This window comes from Streptomyces xantholiticus (genome assembly GCF_014651015.1).
Lineage (GTDB): Bacteria > Actinomycetota > Actinomycetes > Streptomycetales > Streptomycetaceae > Streptomyces > Streptomyces xantholiticus.
In genome coordinates, this window is sequence record NZ_BMWB01000002.1 from 302,021 (window position 1) to 323,692 (window position 21,672).

18 protein-coding genes are annotated in these 21,672 nt (G+C 71.3%); 14 read left to right on the plus strand and 4 right to left on the minus strand.

The window, feature by feature from the left end:
* Positions 1-57: 57 nt before the first annotated feature.
* The 12 genes from IE198_RS05635 to IE198_RS05690 all read left to right on the plus strand — a co-directional run bounded on the left by IE198_RS05635 (position 58) and on the right by IE198_RS05690 (position 16,858).
* On the plus strand, positions 58-1,395 hold the full coding sequence (locus IE198_RS05635) for an ABC transporter substrate-binding protein (RefSeq protein WP_189883250.1): 1,338 nt from the start codon (positions 58-60) through the stop codon (positions 1,393-1,395).
* The gene (locus tag IE198_RS05640; RefSeq protein WP_189883253.1) at positions 1,395-2,357 is read left to right on the plus strand and encodes a carbohydrate ABC transporter permease; all 963 of its coding nucleotides are present in this window, start codon (positions 1,395-1,397) and stop codon (positions 2,355-2,357) included. The genes IE198_RS05635 and IE198_RS05640 overlap by 1 nt, the downstream gene beginning before the upstream one ends.
* A 3-nt stretch (positions 2,358-2,360) precedes the next feature.
* Positions 2,361-3,275: a carbohydrate ABC transporter permease gene (locus IE198_RS05645; protein ID WP_189883255.1), complete on the plus strand. Its 915-nt coding sequence runs from the start codon at positions 2,361-2,363 to the stop codon at positions 3,273-3,275.
* A gap of 12 nt (positions 3,276-3,287) precedes the next feature.
* Positions 3,288-4,553 carry a 6-phospho-beta-glucosidase gene (locus IE198_RS05650; RefSeq protein WP_189883257.1) on the plus strand — a complete coding sequence of 422 codons (1,266 nt, stop codon included), beginning with the start codon at positions 3,288-3,290 and terminating at the stop codon, positions 4,551-4,553.
* Positions 4,550-5,548 (plus strand): N-acetylglucosamine kinase, encoded by a 999-nt coding sequence (locus tag IE198_RS05655; RefSeq protein ID WP_189883690.1) that lies wholly within the window; start codon positions 4,550-4,552, stop codon positions 5,546-5,548. Before IE198_RS05650 ends, IE198_RS05655 begins: the two co-directional genes overlap by 4 nt.
* Positions 5,549-5,879: 331 nt before the next feature.
* Complete coding sequence (locus IE198_RS05660; protein WP_189883258.1) at positions 5,880-7,274, plus strand: GlnX family signal transduction membrane protein; 1,395 nt, start codon at positions 5,880-5,882, stop codon at positions 7,272-7,274.
* 11 nt (positions 7,275-7,285) lie between these two features.
* Complete coding sequence (locus IE198_RS05665; protein WP_189883260.1) at positions 7,286-8,317, plus strand: glutamate ABC transporter substrate-binding protein; 1,032 nt, start codon at positions 7,286-7,288, stop codon at positions 8,315-8,317.
* Positions 8,318-8,369: 52 nt separating this feature from the next.
* The gene (locus IE198_RS05670; RefSeq protein ID WP_189883261.1) at positions 8,370-9,713 is read left to right on the plus strand and encodes a coiled-coil domain-containing protein; all 1,344 of its coding nucleotides are present in this window, start codon (positions 8,370-8,372) and stop codon (positions 9,711-9,713) included.
* Positions 9,710-12,307, plus strand: coding sequence for a serine/threonine-protein kinase (locus tag IE198_RS05675; RefSeq protein ID WP_189883263.1), 2,598 nt, complete (start codon positions 9,710-9,712; stop codon positions 12,305-12,307). Before IE198_RS05670 ends, IE198_RS05675 begins: the two co-directional genes overlap by 4 nt.
* 3 nt (positions 12,308-12,310) lie before the next feature.
* Positions 12,311-13,975 carry a PP2C family protein-serine/threonine phosphatase gene (locus IE198_RS05680; RefSeq protein WP_189883264.1) on the plus strand — a complete coding sequence of 555 codons (1,665 nt, stop codon included), beginning with the start codon at positions 12,311-12,313 and terminating at the stop codon, positions 13,973-13,975.
* 203 nt (positions 13,976-14,178) lie between these two features.
* Entirely contained in the window at positions 14,179-15,534 is a 1,356-nt protein-coding gene (locus tag IE198_RS05685; RefSeq protein WP_189883266.1) for a vWA domain-containing protein, read from the plus strand.
* 61 nt (positions 15,535-15,595) lie between these two features.
* On the plus strand, positions 15,596-16,858 hold the full coding sequence (locus IE198_RS05690; protein ID WP_189883269.1) for an FHA domain-containing protein: 1,263 nt from the start codon (positions 15,596-15,598) through the stop codon (positions 16,856-16,858).
* A 69-nt stretch (positions 16,859-16,927) separates the two neighbouring features.
* Here IE198_RS05690 and IE198_RS05695 read toward each other — a convergent pair whose 3' ends face one another.
* A complete protein-coding gene (locus IE198_RS05695; RefSeq protein WP_189883273.1) occupies positions 16,928-17,914 on the minus strand; it encodes a methyltransferase domain-containing protein in 987 nt (328 codons plus the stop codon).
* Between the two features lie 117 nt (positions 17,915-18,031).
* Between IE198_RS05695 and IE198_RS05700 the strand changes: the two genes are divergently transcribed.
* A complete protein-coding gene (locus IE198_RS05700) occupies positions 18,032-18,436 on the plus strand; it encodes a globin (RefSeq protein WP_189883276.1) in 405 nt (134 codons plus the stop codon).
* A 48-nt stretch (positions 18,437-18,484) separates the two neighbouring features.
* The gene (locus tag IE198_RS05705; RefSeq protein WP_189883279.1) at positions 18,485-18,757 is read left to right on the plus strand and encodes a hypothetical protein; all 273 of its coding nucleotides are present in this window, start codon (positions 18,485-18,487) and stop codon (positions 18,755-18,757) included.
* On the opposite strand, the gene IE198_RS05710 is transcribed toward IE198_RS05705, so the two are convergent.
* Genes IE198_RS05710 through ettA form a run of 3 tightly spaced genes read right to left on the minus strand, consistent with a single transcriptional unit; the run spans position 18,738 to position 21,534 of the window.
* Positions 18,738-19,403: a DUF8010 domain-containing protein gene (locus IE198_RS05710; RefSeq protein WP_189883282.1), complete on the minus strand. Its 666-nt coding sequence runs from the start codon at positions 19,401-19,403 to the stop codon at positions 18,738-18,740. The genes IE198_RS05705 and IE198_RS05710 overlap by 20 nt on opposite strands.
* Positions 19,404-19,411: 8 nt before the next feature.
* Positions 19,412-19,861, minus strand: coding sequence for an acyl-CoA thioesterase (locus IE198_RS05715; RefSeq protein WP_189883284.1), 450 nt, complete (start codon positions 19,859-19,861; stop codon positions 19,412-19,414).
* A gap of 8 nt (positions 19,862-19,869) precedes the next feature.
* A complete protein-coding gene (gene ettA / locus IE198_RS05720; protein WP_189883286.1) occupies positions 19,870-21,534 on the minus strand; it encodes an energy-dependent translational throttle protein EttA in 1,665 nt (554 codons plus the stop codon).
* Between the last annotated feature and the right edge of the window lie 138 nt (positions 21,535-21,672).

The window sequence follows — 21,672 nt, forward strand, 5'->3', positions numbered from 1 at the left end:
CCTTCACCCCGCTTCTCCCCTTCCCCCGACCCGTCCTTGTCACAGGGAGACTTCGTCATGCCCAAGAACAACCGGACCCCGGGCATCGCGCTCGCCGCGGCCGCCGCGACCTCGCTTCTCGCAACGGCCTGTACGGGCTCCGCCGACAGCGGCGCCACGGACGATCCGAACGCGAGGACGACGCTCACCTTCTGGCACGGCTGGTCCGCACCCGGCGAGGTCGCCGCGATCGAGGCGAACATCAGGTCGTTCGAGAAGAAGCATCCGAACATCACGGTCGAAATCGTCAAGGGCATCACGGACGACAAGCTCAACCAGGCGCTGCGGGCGGGCGGTTCGAACGCCCCGGACGTCGTCTCCTCCTTCACCACCGACAACGTGGGCCGGTTCTGCACCACCGGGGCGCTCGCCGACCTGAAGCCGTACCTGGAGAAGTCGGGGATCGACCCGTCGAAGACCTTCCTGCCGCAGATGGCCAAGTACACAGAGCACGAGGGCGAGCGGTGCGCGGTGCCGCTGCTGGGCGACGCGTACGGCCTCTACTACAACAAGAAGGCGTTCGAGGAGGCCGGGATCGCCGCGCCGCCGAAGACCCTCTCGGAGTTCGACGAGGTCGCGAAGAAGCTCACCAAGGCCAAGGGCGACAGCTACGAACAGCTCGGGTTCATGCCCAACTTCCAGGGCTACGAGACGACCTTCGAGCACTACGCCTCACAGTTCGGCGTCGAGTACTTCGACGAGGAGGGCAGGTCCAACCTCGCCGGGGACCCCGCGGCCAAAGCCCTGCTCACCTGGCAGAAGAACCTGGCCGACAAGCTCGGCGGCCACAAGAAGCTGGAGAAGTTCCGCACGGGCCTCGGCGACGAATGGGGTCCCAAGCACCCCTTCCACACCGGTCAGGTCGCCATGCAGCTCGACGGCGAATGGCGCGGCAGGATGGCCATGGACGCCGGCCTGGACTTCGAGATCGGCGCGGCGCCCTTCCCGGTCCCGGACGACCAGGTGGCCGACTACGGCAAGGGCTATCTGTCCGGCACCGTCCTCGGCATCGCGAAGGTGAGCAAGAAGCAGAACGCGGCATGGGAGCTGGTGAAGTACCTCTCCACCGACACCGACGCGGTCGTCTCGTTCGCCAACGCCATCCACAACGTGCCCTCCACGGTGGCGGCGCTGAAGTCTCCGAGGCTGATCGACGACCCGCTGTACCGCACGTTCGTGGACATCGCGCAGCACCCGAAGAGCGCCCACGCCCCGTCCTCCGTGAACGGCGGCGCGTTCCTGCTGACCGCGCAGAACCTGGGTGTGCGCCACGAGGCCGGCCGTGAGAAGGACCTCGACGCGGCCCTGAAGAAGACCGACGCCCAGGTCGACAAGGACAACGAGCAGGCACGCTGATGCCGGCCACAGCCCTCCACCCGGCGGGCCGCGCACTGCGCTCCAGGCGCCGCAGGTCGACGCTGCGCACGCTCGGCTTCCTGTCCCCGTGGCTGATCGGCTTCGCGGTCTTCTTCGTCTACCCGCTGGTCTCGACGGTCTACTTCTCGTTCATGAAGTACGACGGGTTCGCCCCGCCGACGTGGGTGGGGCTGAAGAACTGGTCGTACGTGTTCAACGACTACCCGTTCTTCTGGCCTGCGCTGCGCAACACCCTGTGGCTGGTCGCCGTCATGGTGTCGCTGCGGGTCCTGTTCGGTATCGGCATCGGACTGCTGATCACGAAGATCAAGACGGGGGCCGGGGTCTTCCGGACGTTGTTCTACCTGCCGTATCTGGCCCCGCCGGTCGCCGCCACCATGTCGTTCGTCTTCCTGCTCAACCCCGGCACGGGCCCGGCGAACACGATCCTCGGGGGAATCGGGCTGCCGGCCCCCGGCTGGTTCACCGACCCCGCCTGGTCCAAGCCGTCCTTGACGATCCTGGCCCTGTGGGGCATCGGCGACCTGATGGTGATCTTCATGGCGGCGCTGCTGGACGTGCCGAAGGAGCAGTACGAGGCGGCGGAGCTGGACGGTGCCCGCCCCTGGCAGCGCTTCCGTTACGTCACGCTGCCGAGCATCTCGCCGATCGTGCTCTTCGCCGTGGTCACCGGGGTGATCGCGACGATGCAGTACTACACGGAGCCGCTGGTGGCGGCGAAGGTGGCGAGCGGGGTGATCGGCGGCTCCGGGCAGCAGTTCGAGCCCGGCTACCCGGACAGGACAACGCTCACCCTCCCGCAGACGGTCCACAACCTCGGCTTCCAGCGCTTCGACACGGGTGCGGCCTGTGTGGTCGCCCTGGTGCTGTTCGCCCTGGCCATGGCGTTCACGGCGTTGCTGATGCGGCGGCGCTCCGGCTTCTTGTCGGCGGAGGACTGAACGATGACCACCATCACCCGGAGCCCTGTCCGGGCCACCCGCAAGTCGGCCTCCCCCGGCCGCCGGGGCGCCTGCGCCCGGCACACGGCACGGCGGCGCGCCGCGCTGGAGTGGATCGCGATCCACTCGCTGGCGATCGCCGCCGCGCTGTTCTTCCTGCTGCCGTTCGTCTTCGTGTTCCTGACCGCCGTGATGAGCGACGACCAGGCGCTCACCCGGGATCTGTGGCCGCACACCTGGGAGTGGGGCAACTTCGCCACCGTCTGGAACACGCCCGGCTTCCTGACCTGGTGGCGCAACACCCTGCTCTACGCGGGACTCGGCACCGTCCTCGCCGTGGGCTCCAGCATCCCGGTGGCGTACGCGCTTGCCAAGTTCCGCTTCCGCGGCAGGAATCTGGCGATGATGCTCGTCATCGCGACAATGATGCTGCCGCCGCAGGTCGTCGTCGTTCCGATGTACCTCTTCTGGGCGAAGCAGCTGGATCTGGCGGGCACGCTGTGGCCGCTGATCATCCCGTTCGCCTTCGGCAACGCGTTCACCGTCTTCCTGCTGCGGCAGTTCCTGCTGACCATCCCCAGGGACTACACGGAGGCGGCCAGGATCGACGGCTGCGGCGAGTTGCGCACGATGGTGCGGATCGTGCTGCCGATGGCCAGGCCGGCCATCGCGGCAGTGGCTCTCTTCCACTTCTTCTACTGCTGGAACGACTACTTCGGCCCGCAGATCTACGCCTCGGAGAACCCTGCCGCCTGGACCCTGAGCTACGGCCTGGAGTCCTTCAAGGGCGCCCATCGGACCGACTGGAACCTGACCATGGCCGCCACGGTGGTGATCATGGCGCCGGTGATCGTGGTCTTCTTCTTCGCGCAAAAGGCCTTCATCGAAGGCATCACACTGACCGGAGTGAAGGGCTAGAAAGGCCAGTTCATGAAGCTCGCTGTCGTGGGGGGCGGTTCCACGTACACCCCCGAACTCGTCGACGGTTTCGCGCGGATGCGCGACACCCTTCCGATCGAGGAACTCGCACTGGTCGACCCCTCGGCCGACCGGCTCGAACTCGTCGGCGGCCTCGCCCGGCGGATCTTCGCCAAGCAGGGCCATCCGGGAAAGATCGTCACCACTGCGGACGTCGACGCGGGCGTCGCGGGCGCCGACGCCGTACTTCTGCAGCTGCGCGTGGGTGGGCAGGCCGCGCGCGAACAGGACGAGACCTGGCCGCTGGAGTGCGGCTGCATCGGCCAGGAGACCACCGGCGCGGGCGGTCTCGCCAAGGCGCTGCGGACCGTGCCGGTCGTCCTCGACATCGCTGAGCGGGTGCGCCGCACAAACCCGGACGCCTGGATCATCGACTTCACCAACCCGGTGGGCATCGTCACCCGCGCGCTGCTGAAGGCCGGGCACAAGGCCGTCGGGCTGTGCAACGTGGCCATCGGCTTCCAGCGGAAGTTCGCCGGGCTGCTGGACGTGGTGCCGTCCGAGATCCATCTGGACCATGTGGGGCTCAACCACCTCACCTGGGAGACCGCCGTCCGGCTCGGCGGTCCCGAGGGCGAGGACGTGCTGCCGCGGCTGCTGGCGGAGCACGGTGACGCCGTCGCCGGCGATCTGCGCATGCCGCGGGAGCTGATCGACCGCCTCGGCGTCGTGCCCTCGTACTACCTGCGCTACTACTACGGTCACGACGAGGCCGTACGGGAAATGCGGACCAAGCCCTCCCGGGCCGTGGAGGTCGCGGAGATGGAGAAGCGGCTGCTGGAGATGTACGGCGACCCGCAGCTCGACGAGAAGCCGGAGCTGCTCGCCAAGCGGGGCGGCGCGTTCTACTCGGAGGCGGCCGTGGACCTCGCCGCCTCACTGCTGAGCGGCGCGGGCTCCCCGTACCAGGTGGTGAACACGTACAACAACGGCACGCTTCCCTTCCTGCCGGACGACGCCGTCATCGAGGTGCAGGCCGCGGTGGACACCAACGGGGCGACTCCGCTGGCGGTCGGACAACTCGACCCGCTGTACACCGGGCTGACCGCGAACGTGACGGCCTACGAGGACCTGGCGCTGGAGGCCGCGCTGCGGGGCGGACGCGAGCGGGTCTTCAAGGCGCTGCTGTCACACCCGCTGGTCGGGCAGTACGAGTACGCCGACAGGCTCACCGGCCGGCTGATCGCGCACAACCGGGAGCACCTCGCGTGGGCGTGACCGGTCCTTCCGGGGGGAAACCGGCAAGAACCCCCCGGGTCGTCCTCGCCATCGACGCGGGGAACAGCAAGACCGACGTGGCGTTCGTCGGCGCCGACGGCTGGGTGCTCGCCTCGAGCAGAGGGCCGGGCTTCCAGCCGCCGAAGGTCGGTGTCACGGCGGCGATCGACACCCTTGCGGCCACGGTCGAGGACGCCAGGGCCAGGTGCGGGATCAGCGGCGCGGTCGAGCATGTCTCCGCCTGCCTCGCCAACGCCGACCTGCCCGTGGAGGAGAGGGAGTTGACCGCCGCCCTGCAGGACCGCGGCTGGGGGCGCACCACCGAGGTGCGCAACGACACCTTCGCGATCCTGCGGGCCGGGGTGGACGAACCGCGGGGCGTCGCCGTCGTCTGCGGAGCGGGCATCAACTGCGTCGGCATGCTGCCCGACGGCCGCACCGCACGCTTCCCCGCGCTCGGGAAGCTCTCCGGGGACTGGGGCGGCGGCGGGGGCCTCGCGGAAGAGGCACTGTGGCACGCGGCGCGGGCCGAGGACGGACGCGGCGAGCCGACGGCGCTGGCCGCCACGCTGCCTGCACACTTCGGCCTCGACTCGATGTACGCGCTGATCGAGGCACTGCACCTCGGCCATGTCACGGCGGCACGACGGCACGAACTGGCGCCGGTGCTCTTCGCGACGAGCGCCGCGGGTGACCCGGTGGCCCGGTCGCTGGTGCACCGGCAGGCCGCGGAGGTCGTGGCGATGGCGACCGTCGCTCTGGACCGCCTCGAACTCCTCGGCGAGGAGGTGCCGGTGCTGCTCGGCGGCAGTGTGCTGGCCGCCCGGCACCCCGAGCTGGACGGGCGCATCCGCGAACTGCTGGCGGTACGGGCGCCGAAGGCGGTCGTCGAGGTGGTGACGGCAGCGCCGGTGCTGGGGGCGGCGCTGCTGGGACTGGACCACCTCGGGGCTCCGGCTGGGGCGCGGGCGGCGCTGCGGGAGCAGTACGCGTGAGGTGGTCCGCCGGGGGACGGCGCGCCGCCGTGCCTTCCGGGGCGCAGGCGGCGCTGTGCCGTCTCCTCGTGGCTGCCCGGTCGTAGCCGTCGTGTCGTAGCCGTCGTGTCGTCATTCGCGTGGTGCGAGGGAACCGATCAAGGTCGGGAAGCGTATTCATGGTGGGGACACAGTGGGGAAGTTGCGAAGAGGGCGATGTCCGGCGTCCGCGCCGGTAGCAAGATCGAGTCACTTGTGGTGTGAGACAGTCCCCTGCGGCCATACTTCTGGCCGGAGCAGTCCAGGACCCGCCGGGGGGCGGGCCGACGTCAGCGACCAAGGGGGAGGTCACGTGACACACCCGCCGAATGTGCGCACAGCGCCTCAGTCGGCTCCGCACCATGCGCCGCCCGGACACCCGCCGGCCCAGCCGCCCGCGGGGCGCGGCGCCTGGGCCGAGGGCCGTCGGCGGCTGCGTGCCGCCGCGACGACTGAGCCCGGGCGGCTGCAGATCATCGGTGCCGTCCTCGCGGCGCTGGTGGTGGCCTTCGGTGCGGTGACGGCATTCGAGGTCTCCGCCCGCGCGAGCGCCGCGGACGACGTGGTGAGCCGCAGTCAGCCGCTGAGCGCCGACGCGGCCGCGATCTACCGCTCGCTCGCCGACGCGGACGCGGCGGCGTCCAGCGGCTTCCTCGCCGGTATCGAAGAGCCGAGCGATGTGGCACAGCGGTACGAGAAGGACATCGCGCTGGCCTCCCGGCTGCTCGTCAAGGCGGCGACGAACACCGACAGTTCGAGTGAATCCGGACAGCAGATCGCCCTGCTGAACGAGGCGCTGCCGTACTACACGGGCCTGATCGAGAGCGCCCGGGCCAACAACCGGCTCGGCCGGCCGCTGGGCGGCGCGTATCTCCGCTTCGCCAACGACCAGATGTCCAGGGACCTGCTGCCCGCCGCTCAGAAGCTGTACGACGCGGAGACGGCGCGGCTCCAGCAGGACGACGACGACGCCCGTTTCTGGCCCGTCCTCTCCCTGGCGGCCGGCGCGGTGGCGATCGGCGCCCTCGTATGGGCGCAGCGGCGCAACTACCGCAGTACGAACCGCGTGTTCAACACCGGCCTGGTCGCCGCGACCGCGGCCACCACGGTCCTGCTGCTGTGGCTCGCGGTGGGACACACGGTGGCCCGCGCCCAGTTGAACGACGCCGACCTGCACGGCCAGCAGTCCCTCAAGGTGCTGGGCGACGCGCGGATCAACTCCCTCAAGGCCCGGGCCAACGAGAACCTGACCGTGGTGGCGCGCGGTGCGGTGCTCACCAACGACGGCAAGAGCGACAAGTACGAGACGGATTACGCCGTCGGCATGAAGCAGCTCGGCGAGCAGTTGCACCGGGCGCAGTTGCTGGCCGACGACGGCAAGGGCCGCGGGCCGGTCGAGGCCGCGGTCTCGGCCGTGTCCGAGTGGCAGGAGCGTCACAAGGACGTCACCAGGACCGACCGGGCCGGTGACTACGACGGCGTGCTCCGTAAGGTCATCGGCGCCGAGGGCTCCACCGGCGAGTCCTTCGACAAGGTCGACGCCGCGCTGGAGGAGGCGCTGGCGCACGAGCAGCATGAGTTCACCGCGGCGGCGAAGGACGGGCGAGGGGCGCTGTCCGGCCTGCCGGTCGGGGCCGCAGCGCTGGGCGTCCTCGGCGCGGCGGGCGCTGTGCTGGGTATCAACCGCAGGCTTTCGGAGTACCGGTGAGAGGGGGAGCGATGACGGACACGAAGGCACGCCCGAGCGGCCGGCGCTCCGTGCGCGCACTGCGCGGCTGGGGCGGCGTCGCGGGAATGGCCGCCGCCTGTGCGCTGACCGCTGCCGTCACCCTGCTGCCGCTGTCCCACGGCGGTGCGGACGCCCTGACGGGGAACACCGGCCAGGCACTCACCTCCGCCGTGGCCGCCAAGGCCGACACCTGCGAGGACCCGGAGGCCTCCCTGCCCCCGTCGAGCGCCGGCGGGCCCACGATCGACGCGATCAAGGAACGGGGCAAGCTGGTCGTCGGCGTCGATCAGAACAGCTACCGCTGGGGGTACCGCAACCCGGTCAGCGGTGGCCTCGAGGGCTTCGACATCGACCTCGCCCGCGCCATCGCCGAAGACATCGTCGGCAGCCCCGACGCCGTCATCTTCCGTGCCATACCCACCAACCAGCGCATCACCGCCCTGGAAAACGGCACGGTGGACATCGTGGTGCGCACGATGACCATCAGCTGCGGCCGTATCGAACAGGTCGCCTTCTCCACCGCCTACTTCCAGGCGGGCCAGCAGGTGCTGGCCTCGAAGAGCTCGTCGATCACGGGGTACGACACGTCGCTCGCGGGCAAGCGGATCTGCTCGGCGGAGGGCTCGACGGCGTACGAGGCGCTGGAGAAGAACAGCTTCGGCGCGACGTTCAAGGACAAGCACGACGGCCTGCCGGGGGACGAGGACCTGTACACGGTGCCCAACCAGCTGGACTGCCTGGTCAGGCTCCAGCAGGGCATGGTCGACGCGATCGTCACCGACAACGCCCTGGCGGCCGGACAGGCGGCCCAGGACCCGGCGGTCGAGCTCAAGGGTGCGAAGCCCTTCACCACCGAGTACTACGGAGTGGCCACCAAACTCGGCCACGACGACCTGGTGCGCCGGATCAACCAGGTCCTGGTCGACTACCGCAGGGGCGCCTGGCAGAAGGCGTACGACCGCTGGCTCGCGGCCGACCTGCCGGGCATCACCGGACCGCCGCAGCCCAAATACCGGAACTAGACCTGCTGGACACTCACAGCTCACACGACGAGTACGAACGGAGAGGTGATCGATGGGCGTCGCGGGACCCTTCCCCAGCTCGGCGGGGAGACCGCACGGGCCGGTGATGGACCGGGACGAGGTGGACCGTGCGCTGGCCCGGCTCGGAGCGGAGCACGAAGCGGTGGAGACCTCGCTGCTGGCGCTCCAGGACCACGCGGGCCGCAGGCTGCTCGAGGGCGCCGAGCTGACGGGCGTCACCAAGGACCGCTGGGCCACGGCCGAACAGCAGATCGCCCTGCTCTGGTCCTACTTCGACGCCTACACGGCCGCGTTGACCGACATCCGTCAGCTCCGGGCCCGCAGACGCTGGTCCAGCCGCGAGGACCTGGTCGAGCTGACCGAGCGGCTGCGCGGCCGCAGCGTCACCGTGGCGAGCCCGGCCGCCCTCCCCGCGCCGCAGATCACCGGGCCCGCCAAGCTCGCGGAGGAGTTCACCCTCGAGGAACTCGTCGCCAGGATGAACGAGCTCTACGCGTCCTCGCTGGACACGGTGGTGACCGCCGACGCGGTGTGGTCGGCGCTTCCGGCCCGCATAGACCTGCTCTCCGCCGAGCTGCGGCGTACCCGCTCGCTCGCGCACTCGGTGGGCGTGCGGCCCGGGGAGCACCCCGCCGGCGACGAGTTGGAGTCCATCACCCACGAGTTGTCCACGCTGCGTGCCCAGGTGGTGTCCGACCCGCTCGCCTTCTGGCGGCCGGGGCCGGGCAGCTCGGCACCCGGCGGCGGCCGGCCGGACACGGACCGCTACGACCGGGCGGCGCGTGCCCTGGAGGATGTGCGCCGTGAGATCGAGGCGGTGCTCCAGGTCCGGCAGGATTCGGAGGAGCGGCTGATGCGACTGCGCGACCTGCTCTCCCGCGCCGACCGGACCCTGGCGGAGGCCCGCGCGGCGCGCGGGGAGGTCCTGGCGAAGATCGCCGCCTCGGAGGTGCCTGCCGTCAGCGGCCCGCCGACCGCGCTGCAGGAGCGTCTCGCCACGGCCGCCGAGTACCGCAGGCACGCCCGGTGGCACCGGCTGTCTCCGCTGCTCGACTCCCTGGAGCGGGAGGCGGAGGACGAACTGCAGCGTGCTCGCGAGTCGTTGACCGCCGTCACCGCGCCCCTCGCGGTCCGCGCCGAGCTGCGCGGCCGCCTGGACGCGTACAAGGCGAAGATCGCACGGCACGGCATGGCCGAGGACCCACTGCTCATCGAACGGTACGACGCGGCACGCCGCATGTTGTGGAGCGCGCCGTGCGATCTGCGCGTCGCCGAGCAGGCCGTTCTGCGTTACCAGCACGCCGCGGCGGAAGCCCTGGTGCCGAGAGCGGCCGCACCGGAGCCGGGACCGACCGACCGCGGAGGGTATTCATGAGCGGGAACAAGAACTGCCAGCGCCCCGGCTGCGAGGGCTCGTACGAGGACATGGGCGGCGGCGAGCTGTACTGCGACACCTGCGGCCTCGCCCCGGTGGTGTCGCCCACCGGCATGGTCTCCTCGCCGCCCACCGGCATCGCCGGCGGCGGCCGGGACTCCTCGTCCTCGCGCAGCAGTTCACGCTCGTCACGGGCGTCCGCGCGTTCGTCGACCTCGCGCCGGTCGGTGTCGGGGCGGCTGTCGCGTTCGCTGACCGGAAGCAGCACTTCGGCACGGTCGGTCTCGGTCCGCAGCTCCGGCTCTTCGACGGCTTCGTCTGCGCGCAACCGGCTGGGCGCGGGGCTGGTGACCGTGCCGGACGTCCCGCGCCCCGACCCGCGTTCCGCCGTCATGGCGAACCCGGAGGTGCCCGAGCGCAAGCGGTTCTGCTCACGCTCGGACTGCGGCGCTCCGGTGGGCCGGGCGCGCGGCGACCGGCCCGGACGCACGGAGGGTTTCTGCACCAAGTGCGGCCACCCCTACTCGTTCGTGCCGAAGCTGACCGGTGGCGACATCGTGCACGGCCAGTACGAGGTGGTCGGCTGTCTCGCGCACGGCGGTCTGGGCTGGGTCTATCTGGCCGTGGACCGTGCGGTGTCCGACCGGTGGGTGGTCCTCAAGGGCCTGCTGGACACCGGTGACCAGGACGCCATGGCGGCCGCGATCTCCGAGCGGCGATTCCTCGCCGAGATCGAGCACTCCAACATCGTCCGTATCTACAACTTCGTCGAGCACCTCGACCAGCGCACTGGCTCCCTCGACGGTTACATCGTCATGGAGTACGTGGGCGGCAAGTCGCTCAAGGAGATCGCCAACGAGCGGCGCGGCCCGGACGGGCGGCGCGACCCGCTGCCGATCGAGCAGGCCTGTGCGTACGGCATCGAGGCGCTGGAGGCGCTCGGCCATCTGCACAGCAGGAACCTGCTGTACTGCGACTTCAAGGTCGACAACGCCATCCAGCAGCAGGACCAGCTCAAGCTGATCGACATGGGTGCGGTCCGCAGGATGGACGACGAAGAGTCCGCCATCTACGGCACGGTCGGCTACCAGGCACCGGAGGTGGCCGAGGTCGGCCCCTCCGTCGCTTCCGACCTCTACACGGTGGCGCGGACCCTCGCCGTCCTGACGTTCGACTTCCAGGGCTACACGAATGTGTTCGTCGACTGTCTGCCGGACCCGGAGAACATCGAGGTCTTCCGGACGTACGAGTCGTTCTACCGGTTCCTGGTGCGGGCCACCGACCCGGACCCGGCACGGCGGTTCGCGTCCGCCCAGGAGATGGCCGAGCAGCTGACGGGGGTGCTCAGGGAGGTCGTCGCCATGCAGACCGGCCGTCCCCGCCCCGCTATGTCGACGCTGTTCAGGCCGGAACTGCGGGTGACGGACACCGAGTTGTTCGCCGAGCCGACAGGGGACGTTTCGCAGCTCGGCTCCCGGGCCCGGGCACGTGGCAGACGCCTCGCCCCGGCGGCCGCCGTCGCCCCGCAGGCACCTGCTCAGCCGCCGGTGCCGTCCGCCCACGCCCCGTACGCGGCGGTTCCCGCACCCCGTACGCCCGCGCAGCCCGTGCCCCCCGCGCCGGGCGGGGCGCCGGCGGGACCGGCCCTCGCCCCCTACCTCGCCGTGCTCGACGCTCGGGCGCACGCGCTTGCGCTGCCCCTCCCCCGCGTCGACCCGGGCGACCCGAACGCGGGCTTCCTGGCCGGGCTGATGGCCGCGGCACCCCCCGAACTGATCGCGGCACTGCACACGGCTCCCGCGAGCTCCCCGGAGACCCGGCTGCGCGAGCTGCGCGCCCTGCTGGAGACGGGCGACCTGTCGTCCGCGACGACCGCGCTCGCCACCATGGAGAAGCAGCAGCCCGACGACTGGCGGGTGGTCTGGTACCGGGGCGTCACCTCCCTGGTGACCGGCGACCACGAGGCCGCGGCGCTGTCCTTCGACGCGATCTACGACGCGTTCCCCGGCGAGCCCGCGCCCAAGCTGGCCCTCGGTCTGTGCGCGGAGGTGCTCGGCCAGCTGGACAACGCGGCGGACTACTACCGTCTCGTGTGGACGACCGACCCCAGCCATGTGAGCGCGGCATTCGGGCTCGCCCGGGTCCAGCTCGCGGCGGGCGAGGGCGCCGGAGCCGTACGGACCCTGGAGTCGGTGCCGGAGGCCTCGATCCACTACACGGCGGCGCGTGTGGCCGCCGTAAGGGCGAGGCTCCGGCGCCGCGCCGTCCACGAGCCGCTGCTGGACGACCTGTCGGCGGCGGCCGCCCAGGTGGCCGCACTCGAGGAGTTCGGCCTGGACGCGGTGCGGCGCGAGCAGTTGTCCACAGAGGTACTCGGCACGGCGCTGGACTGGGTACTCTCCGGAAGTCCCGGAAGCGGGCCGTCCGTTGTGCACGCCCCGAGCGCACTGCTCGGGAGCTCGCTGGACGAACGCGGTCTGCGCTTCGGACTGGAACGCTCCTTCCGGGTGCTCGCCCGGCTCGCCCAGCGCGGCGAGGAGCGGATAGAGCTGGTGGAGCGGGCCAACCGCTACCGCCCCCGGACGTGGGTGTGATTGATGGCGCAACAGCACCAGCCGGCTGCCGGGTCGACCTGCCCCGGTTGCGACGAACCTCTGGAGCCGGGTGACCGGTTCTGCGGGGCCTGCGGGTACGACCTGTCGGCCGTGCCCGTCACGGCGCAGGACCGCCCCACCGTGGCCATCGCCACCCCTGTCGAATGGCCTGCGGCCACCGGCACCGACACGATGGGCACTCCCACCCCGACGCAGCGCGCGGCCGACGTTCCCGGCACCGACTCCGACGGCGAGGAGCTGACGCCGGGAGCGTCGGCGAACACCCTTGCGCCCGGCGCGGACGCGGCTTCCGGCGCCTGCGCGGCCGGTCCCGCCCGTCCCGCTGCCGGACCGGGCGCCGCACCCGGCCCGGCCGGCTCCGTCGCGGCGGCACCGTCCGCCGTACCGCACCCGGCCACCGCATGCGCGCCGGACCCGGTGGCCGGGTCCGCCGACCAGGCGTACGGATGCGGACCCGTGGCGGGCGGACCGGCGGTCCCCTCCGCCCAGGCGCCCTGCACCGGGGGCCATGGTGACCACGAGCGCTCCGCCGGCGGTGCGCCGTCGGCCGGCTCCGCCGGAACCGGCGAAGGCACCGGCCAGGAAGCGCCCGCCGCGTCCGGCGTGCGGTACGACAGCCCACCCTTCGGCGACTTCGAGCTCGCCGCGCCCGCGCCGGGCAGCCCCGCCGACCCTCGAGCGGCCGCCGCCGAGCCCGCCGCCGAGCCGCCCGGTGCCAAGCTCTGCGTGGCCTGCCGGGCCGGCCGGGTCGACACCGACGGCTACTGCGAGAACTGCGGCCACGCCCAGCCCCGTGAACGCGACCACATGGAGCAGGAGCTCGGTTCGGTCGCCGCGGTCAGCGACCGGGGCCTGCGGCACCACCGCAACGAGGACTCGTTCGCCGTCTCGTCCACCGCCCTTCCGGACGGCTCACCGGCCGTCGTCGCCGTCGTCTGCGACGGTGTCTCGTCGGCGACCCGCCCCGACGAGGCGTCGGCCGCCGCGGCGAGCGCCGCCAACGAGCGGCTGCTGGAGGCGCTGCCCCGCGGCACGCACGCGCAGCAGGCCATGCACGAGGCGATCGTGGCCGCCTCCGAGGCGGTCAACTCCCTGGCCGAACAGTCCGAGCAGGCCCCCGGGGACGACCCGAACCGCCATCAGAACGCACCCGCCTGCACGATCGTCGCCGCGGTGGCGGCCGGCGGTCTGCTGATCGTCGGCTGGGTCGGCGACAGCAGGGCCTACTGGGTCCCCGACGACCGTTCGGGACCGCCTGCCCGGCTGACCGAGGACGACTCATGGGCGGCCCAGATGGTGGCGGCAGGCCTGATGAACGAGGCGGAGGCGTACGCGGACGAGCGGGCCCATGCGATCACGGGCTGGCTGGGCGCCGACGCCTACGAACTCGAGCCGCACACCGCCGCGTTCAAGCCGGACCGCTCCGGGGTGGTCGTAGTCTGCACGGACGGGCTGTGGAACTACGCGGAGGCCGCGGAGGAGATGGCCCGGGTCATTCCCGCGGACGCCTCGGAACGGCCCCTGCACAGTGCGCAGATGCTGGTCGGCCACGCCCTCGACGGCGGCGGCCACGACAACGTAACGGTGGCGGTGCTGCCGTTCGCCGTACCGCAGCAAGGCGCAGGATCGGCCTACGACATGGCTTGACCCGACCGCTCCGTGGACCTGACCGCTGCCGATCAGCCCCGACCTCTTCCATCAGCCCCGACCGCTCGGGTCAGCCCCTGACAACTCGGGTCGGCCACTGACCGCTTCGTCCACCACCGGCCCACCAACCCCCTGCCCACCCTGCCAACCCGCCTGCACAGTCGTTTCCCGCTGCCTCGGCGGAGTCACAAGGAGCTGATCGGATGGCCGTTTTCTCCAAGTCCCAGGTGCCGCAGTTCTCGGTCGAGGTGTACCAGAACGAATACCTCCCGGAAGGCGGCCGCGAGGTCAACGCGATCGTCACGGTCACCTCGACCGGCGGCGGCACCACCGGCGGGGTGCCGCTGCGGCAGGCGTCGCCGCCACCCTCCGAGTCGGACCGCGGGCCGGCCGCCGGTGTGGTGATCATGGTCGACTGCTCCGGCTCGATGGACTACCCGCCGAAGAAGCTGCGCAACGCCCGGGACGCGACGGCCGCGGCGATCGACACCCTGCGGGACGGTGTGGCCTTCGCGGTGGTCGCTGGCACGCACAAAGCACTTGAGGTGTATCCGGGCGGTGGCCGGCTCGCCGTCGCGGATCCGGCCACCCGCACCCAGGCCAAGGGCGCGCTGCGGGCGCTCACGGCCGGCGGCGGCACGGCGATCGGGACCTGGCTGCGTCTGGCCGACCGGCTGCTGTCCTCGACCGACCTGGCGATCCGGCACGGCATCCTGCTCACCGACGGGCGCAACGAGCACGAGTCGGCCGATGAGCTGCGGGCCGCGCTCGACGCATGCGCGGGCCGTTTCACCTGTGACGCCCGCGGCGTCGGCACGGACTGGGAGGTGAAAGAAGTCACAGGCATCGCCTCCGCGCTGCTCGGCACGGCCGACATCGTCGCCGACCCCGGCGGCCTGGCCGCGGACTTCACGCGGATGATGGAGAACGCGATGAACAAGGAGGTCGCGGACGTCGCGCTGCGGCTGTGGACCCCGGTCGGCGTGGAGATCAAGTTCGTCAAGCAGGTCGCGCCGACCGTCGAGGACCTCACCGGGCGGCGAACGGAGGCCGGCCCGCGCGCAGGCGATTATCCGACCGGCTCCTGGGGCGACGAGTCCCGGGACTACCACATATGTGTCCAGGTGCCGGAGGCCGGAATCGGCCAGGAGATGCTGGCGGCGAGGGCCTCTCTGATCGTCCCGGCGGCGGACGGCGGCGCTCCCGAGGTCCTGTCGCACGGCCTCGTACGGGCGGTGTGGACGGACGACATGGCCGCGTCGACCTCGATCAATCCGCAGGTGGCGCACTACACGGGCCAGGCGGAGCTGGCACAGGTGATCCAGCAGGGGCTGGAGGCCAGGAAGTCGGGCGATTTCGACGGTGCAACGGCGAAACTGGGCCGCGCGGTGCTGCTGGCGGCACGTTCCGGGAACGAGGACACTGCGAAACTGCTTTCGAAGGTGGTGGACGTCGTCGACGCGGCGACCGGTACTGTGCGACTGAAGGCGAAGGTCGCGGACGCGGACGAGATGACTCTCGAAACGCGCTCCACCAAGACGGTTCGCGTCAAGAAGTGATCACGCACGGACACGAAGTGAACGGCCCACGGGCCGGATGAGGAGAGGGGGAAGCGCCGACATGCCGACCTGCCCGAACGGACACCAGTCGGGATCCGACGACTGGTGCGAGGTCTGCGGCCACCGCATGGCTCCTCCCGGCGCGCCCGCGGGTGCCGTACCGCCGCCTCCACCGCCGCCGCCCGGCTACGGCTATCCCGGCCCGGGCGATCCGAACGCCACGGCCCAGGCGGAGCTCTGCCCCCAGTGCCGCACCCCGCGCGAGGCCATGGCCCCGTTCTGCGAGGAGTGCCGGTACAACTTCCTCACGCACACGGCGACGTCGTACACGCCCGTGGCTCCGCCCCAGCCGCAGGGCGGGCTGAACCTCCCGCCGGGCTTCCAGTCCCAGCCGGGCCCGTCCGCCCCGCCGGCGCAGCACGGCCCGCCTCCTCCGGCGCCGGCGCGGCAGCAGCATGATCCCTTCGAGTACCAGGGCTCGCGTCCCTCGCAGATGAACCGGCCGGCGGAGCCGCTGGAGCAGGAGCCGCCCGGGCACCACCAGCCGCCGCCCGGTGCCTTCCAGCCGCAGGGCGGTCCGCCGCCTCCGCCGTCGCCGTTCCCGCAGCAGCCCGGACCGCCGGCGCCACCGGCCTTCCAGCAGCCCGGACCGCCGGCCCCCCCGGCCTTCCAGCAGCCGCCGCCCGCGCCACCGCAGCCCCAGCACACCGGTGGCGACGACTGGATGCTCCCCCCGCCCTCCCGTACCCAGTCGCCCCCGCCTCCGCCGGGACCGCAGGGTCACCCGGGTGGTCCGCAGGGCCACCAGGGGCCGCCGTCGTTCCCGCAGCAGCCGATGCCCCCGCAGCACCACCAGGGCCCCGGCATGCAGGGCACGCACCCCGGTCGGCCGCAGGCTCCACGGCCCGATGCCGCTCCGGTGGGCTGGACGGCCGTGATCGGGCCGGACCGCGAGTACTTCATGGCGATGATGCAGCGCAGCGGCCCCGAGGCCACCGGGCTCAATCTGCCTGCGTTCTCGCCCGAGCAGCAACTGCCGCTCACCGGAGGTCAGATCACCATCGGCCGCCGCCGGCAGTCGACGGGCGAGTCCCCCGACATCGATCTGTCGGTGCCTCCGGAGGACCCGGGTGTCTCGCACCAGCATGCGGTGCTGGTGCAGCAGCCGGACGGATCCTGGGCGGTCGTCGACCAGAACTCGACCAACGGCACCACGCTCAACGGGGCCGAGGAGCCGATCCAGCCGTACGTCCCGGTCCCGTTGAACGACGGCGACCGGGTGCACGTCGGCGCCTGGACGACGATCACCGTCCGCCGCGGCTGAGAGACCCAGCCGCGGCGGCGGCGATCCTGCTGCCGACAACCATGGATACGCGGCGCGCGCCGCGAGCGTTCAGACGCCGGGCGACCCGAGGGGCCAGACATAGGGTCCCGCGGGGTCGTCCAGCCACGCCCACTGGTGTTCGCCGCTGACCGTGACCCCGAAGCGGTTGCGGTCGGGGCGGTGTTCCCGTTCCCACAGGGACAGCGCCTCGCGCGCGTCGAGCGAGCCCGCGCTCAGGCTCAGCAGGAAGCGGAAGAGGTCGTTCTCGATTGCCCGCCTCGGCAGACCGCCGGCCGGCGTCTCCTCGGGCACGGCCCCTCCGCGCAGCGGCACGAAGTACGCCGACGTGTGCAGGAAGCGTCCCTCAGCGGTGCGGCCGCCTGCGCCGTGGCCGACCCGCAGGGCGATGATCCCCGTCGACAGCGGTGCGACGATCCGCGCTCCGTCGTTGCACTGGGCGGGCCAGGCCGACGGCACCGACGCCAGGGTGCACGTCGCGATGATGCGGTCGAAGGGGGCGCGTTCGGGGCAGCCGCGTGCTCCGTCGCCGGTGACCACGGTGGGCCGGTGGCCGGCGGCCGCGAGATGTACGCGGGCGGACTCGGTGATCTCGGGGTCCAGGTCGATGGTCGTCACCGCCGCGTCACCGAGCCGGTGCGCCAGCAGCGCCGCGTTGTAGCCGGTGCCCGCACCGATCTCGAGGACGCGGTCCCCGTCGGCGACCTCGAGCGCCTCCAGCATCAGGGCCATCAGCGAGGGCTGGCTGCTGGAAGAGACGAGATCGCCGTCGCGCAGGCGGGTGGCCAGCGGCTCGTCCGCGTACGCACCGCGCAGCCAGCGGGCACGGCGTGCGGGGTCCGGGTCCTCGCACCACAGGCGCTCATAGGTCCCCGCCCGGGCGGTGAAGTAGTACGGCACGAACAGATGCCGCGGCACGTCCTCGAACGCGGCCCGCCAGGCCGGATCGGTCAGCCCTCCCCCGGCAACGATCCGCCGCACCATCGACCGCCGCGCCTGTGCGGCGGGCTCGGAAAAACGGTCCACCTCGTGACCCATATGTCCACTTTCCTGCGCGGCCGTCCTCGAAGCGAGCCTCCATGCCGCGCAGGGCGGGAGTCCCCGGGGAGTCCTAGGCCCTCGGTCCTCGGCCGGCGGGTCTGAGAGCATGGGGACGTGAATGAGATTCCGCGCGGGACGCTTCAGGAGCAGACCTTCTACGAGCAGGTCGGCGGCGAGGAGACCTTCCGGCGCCTCGTCCACCGCTTCTACGAGGGCGTCGCGGAGGATCCGCTGCTGCGGCCGATGTACCCGGAGGAGGACCTGGGCCCGGCCGAGGAGCGGCTCGCGCTCTTTCTGATGCAGTACTGGGGCGGGCCGCGCACCTACAGCGACCGCCGCGGCCACCCGCGGCTGCGGATGCGCCATGGGCCGTTCACCGTCGACCGGGCCGCCCACGACGCCTGGCTGCGGCACATGCGTACGGCGCTGGACGAACTGGGCCTCGCCGAGGAGCACGAGCGGCAGCTGTGGGACTACCTCACCTATGCCGCGGCCTCGATGATGAACACCCCGGACTGACCGCCTTCCGTCCCGTCCCCGACGGCGACCGGTACGGAATCCGCGGCTGTGTCGGTGACGCCGCGCTGCGGCACACCCCTGAGCGGCCGGGACGCGGCAGCCGCCGCGCTGACCGTCACCGCCCGGGTCCCTCAGGAGCGCCGCGACGCGGCGGAGAAGGCCGTCGTCCGCGGGGCCGAGCGGTCCTTCGACGGGCTGCCAGTGACGGTGCGCAGGCTCGAACGCTCGGGGCGGTACGCCTTGCCGCGCTCCCTCCAGGAGCCGGAGGCCCGGAAGGGCGAGCCCGACCCCACCCGCCAGGTCAAGGCCCCGTCGGGGTGAGGGGCAGGCCGCCCAGCCCGCCCGTGCGGACCGCGATCGAACCGAAGGGCGTACGCAGCCTCAGCCACACCGCCCCCGCGGACAGCAGCTCCACCGGCACACCGGGCCGCAGGAAGCCGAGGGACTGCGCTGCGTGCACCGCACGCAACGGCAGGCCCGTCCCGCCGACCGTGCGCGACCAGATCTCGCGGCCGATCCGGTCCCGTTCCACCCGTGTGCGCCGCTCCGCGGGAAGCGCCTCGTCCCGCTCGCGGAATTCGGCGACGGCCGCCGCCACCGCACCCCGCATCGCGGAGACGTCCGGGAGCCCGGGCAGTTCCCGCCAGCCGCCGCGCGGTGGGAGGACGCCCGCCCACGGCGGGCCCGTGACCGCGCCCGGTACGGCGAACTCCGCGGCGCCCAGCGACTCGAGCAGTTCACCCGCGGAGACCGTGACGTCCATCTGCACCGCCTCAGCGAGCCGCGCCGTACGGATGGCAAGCACCTCGAAGGACGGCGGGCGCCCGAAGACCGCGAGCGCCTCGCCCTGCGCCTGCAGCCGGACCGCGGCGGCGCGGTCGTAGTGGATCAGCCGGGCGAGGAAGGCGGAGAGGTCCTCCGCCTCCCTCGTGTCGGCGAGCCGCAGACTCTGCACAGGTACGGACATGGGCACGCTCATGCGACGAGGGCACCCTCGGAGGCCTTGTCGGCGTCGTCGAGGTACTTCTCGAGGAACGACTTCTCCTCGGCGGTGATCCGCCGAGGCCGCTGCGCCTCGAGGTTGAACGGCACGACGACGGTCGAGGCCCGCACATACACCTTCGCGGGATCGTCCGCCTCCTTGACCTCGTACGCGATGGTCAGGGACGCGGCGTTGATCTTCGTCACCCACGACTCGATGATCACCGGCTCGTGACGGTGGACCAGCGGCCGCACGTAGTCGATCTCGTGCCGGGAGACCACGGAGCCGCCGGAGAACGACGGCGAGCCGTCCCCCGGCGCCAGCCGGAACATGAAGTCGATCCGCGCCTCTTCCAGATACCTCAGGAAGACCACGTTGTTGACGTGCCCGAAGGCGTCCATGTCCGACCAGCGGAGCGGGCAGTGGTAGATGTGACGAGCCATGCGCGACATCAGCCCCGGGTGAGCTTCTTGTAGGTGGCGCGGTGCGGACGGGCCGCGTCCGGGCCGAGACGCTCGATCTTGTTCTTCTCGTAGGAGTCGAAGTTGCCCTCGAACCAGAACCACTTGGAGTCGCCCTCGTACGCGAGGATGTGCGTGGCGACCCGGTCGAGGAACCAGCGGTCGTGGGAGACGACCACGGCCGCACCCGGGAAGTCGAGCAGAGCGTTCTCCAGGGAGGACAGCGTCTCGACGTCGAGGTCGTTGGTCGGCTCGTCGAGGAGCAGCAGGTTGCCGCCCTGCTTGAGGGTGAGCGCCAGGTTGAGGCGGTTGCGCTCACCGCCGGACAGGACACCGGCCGGCTTCTGCTGGTCCGGGCCCTTGAAGCCGAAGGCGCTCACGTACGCGCGGGAGGGCATCTCGACCTGGCCGACGTTGATGTAGTCCAGCTCGTCGGAGACGACGGCCCACAGCGTCTTCTTGGGGTCGATGTTGGCGCGGCTCTGGTCGACGTAGGAGATCTTGACGGTCTCGCCGACCTTGATCGTGCCGGAGTCCGGCTTCTCCAGGCCCTGGATCATCTTGAACAGCGTGGTCTTGCCGGCGCCGTTCGGGCCGATCACACCGACGATGCCGTTGCGCGGCAGGGTGAAGGAGAGGTCGTCGATGAGGACCTTGTCGCCGAAGGACTTGCTGAGGTTCTCGATCTCGACCACGACGGAGCCCAGACGCGGGCCCGGCGGGATCTGGATCTCCTCGAAGTCCAGCTTCCGCATCTTGTCGGCCTCGGCGGCCATCTCCTCGTAACGCGCAAGACGGGCCTTGGACTTGGCCTGCCGTCCCTTCGCGTTGGAGCGGACCCACTCCAGCTCTTCCTTGAGCCGCTTCTGGCGCTTGGCGTCCTTCTGGCCCTCGACCTTGAGGCGGGAAGCCTTGTTCTCCAGGTAGGTGGAGTAGTTGCCCTCGTACGGGTGGGCACGGCCGCGGTCGAGCTCGAGGATCCACTCGGCGACGTTGTCGAGGAAGTACCGGTCGTGGGTGATGGCGACGACGGTGCCGGGGTACTTCGCCAGGTGCTGCTCCAGCCACTGGACCGACTCGGCGTCCAGGTGGTTGGTGGGCTCGTCGAGGAGGAGCAGGTCGGGCGCCTCGAGCAGCAGCTTGCAGAGCGCGACGCGGCGCTTCTCACCACCGGAGAGGTTGGTGACGGGCCAGTCGCCGGGGGGGCAGCCGAGGGCGTCCATGGCCTGCTCGAGCTGGGCGTCGAGGTCCCAGGCGTTGGCGTGGTCGAGCTGCTCCTGGAGCTTGCCCATTTCCTCCATCAGCTCGTCCGTGTAGTTCGTCGCCATCTCTTCGGCGATCGCGTTGAAACGGTCGAGCTTGCCCTTGACCTCGGCGACACCGTCCTGGACGTTCTCGAGGACGGACTTGGACTCGTCGAGCGGGGGCTCCTGCAGCAGGATGCCGACGCTGTAACCGGGCGAGATGAAGGCATCGCCGTTGGAGGGCTGCTCCAGTCCGGCCATGATCTTCAGCACGGTGGACTTACCGGCGCCGTTGGGGCCGACCACACCGATCTTCGCACCGGGCAGGAAGCTCAGCGTCACGTCATCGAGGATGACCTTGTCGCCGTGCGCCTTGCGCGTCTTGCGCATCGTGTAGATGTACTCAGCCAAGAGAAACCGTCCGGCAGGAAGTGGGTGGGCAGATACACCCATCTTGCCGTACGCCGCCCCCCGGACGAAAACCGCGCCCGCAGCGCCCGGCGACCGGGCGGATACCGGACTTCCGGTACCCGCCCCCTGCGGGCAGCG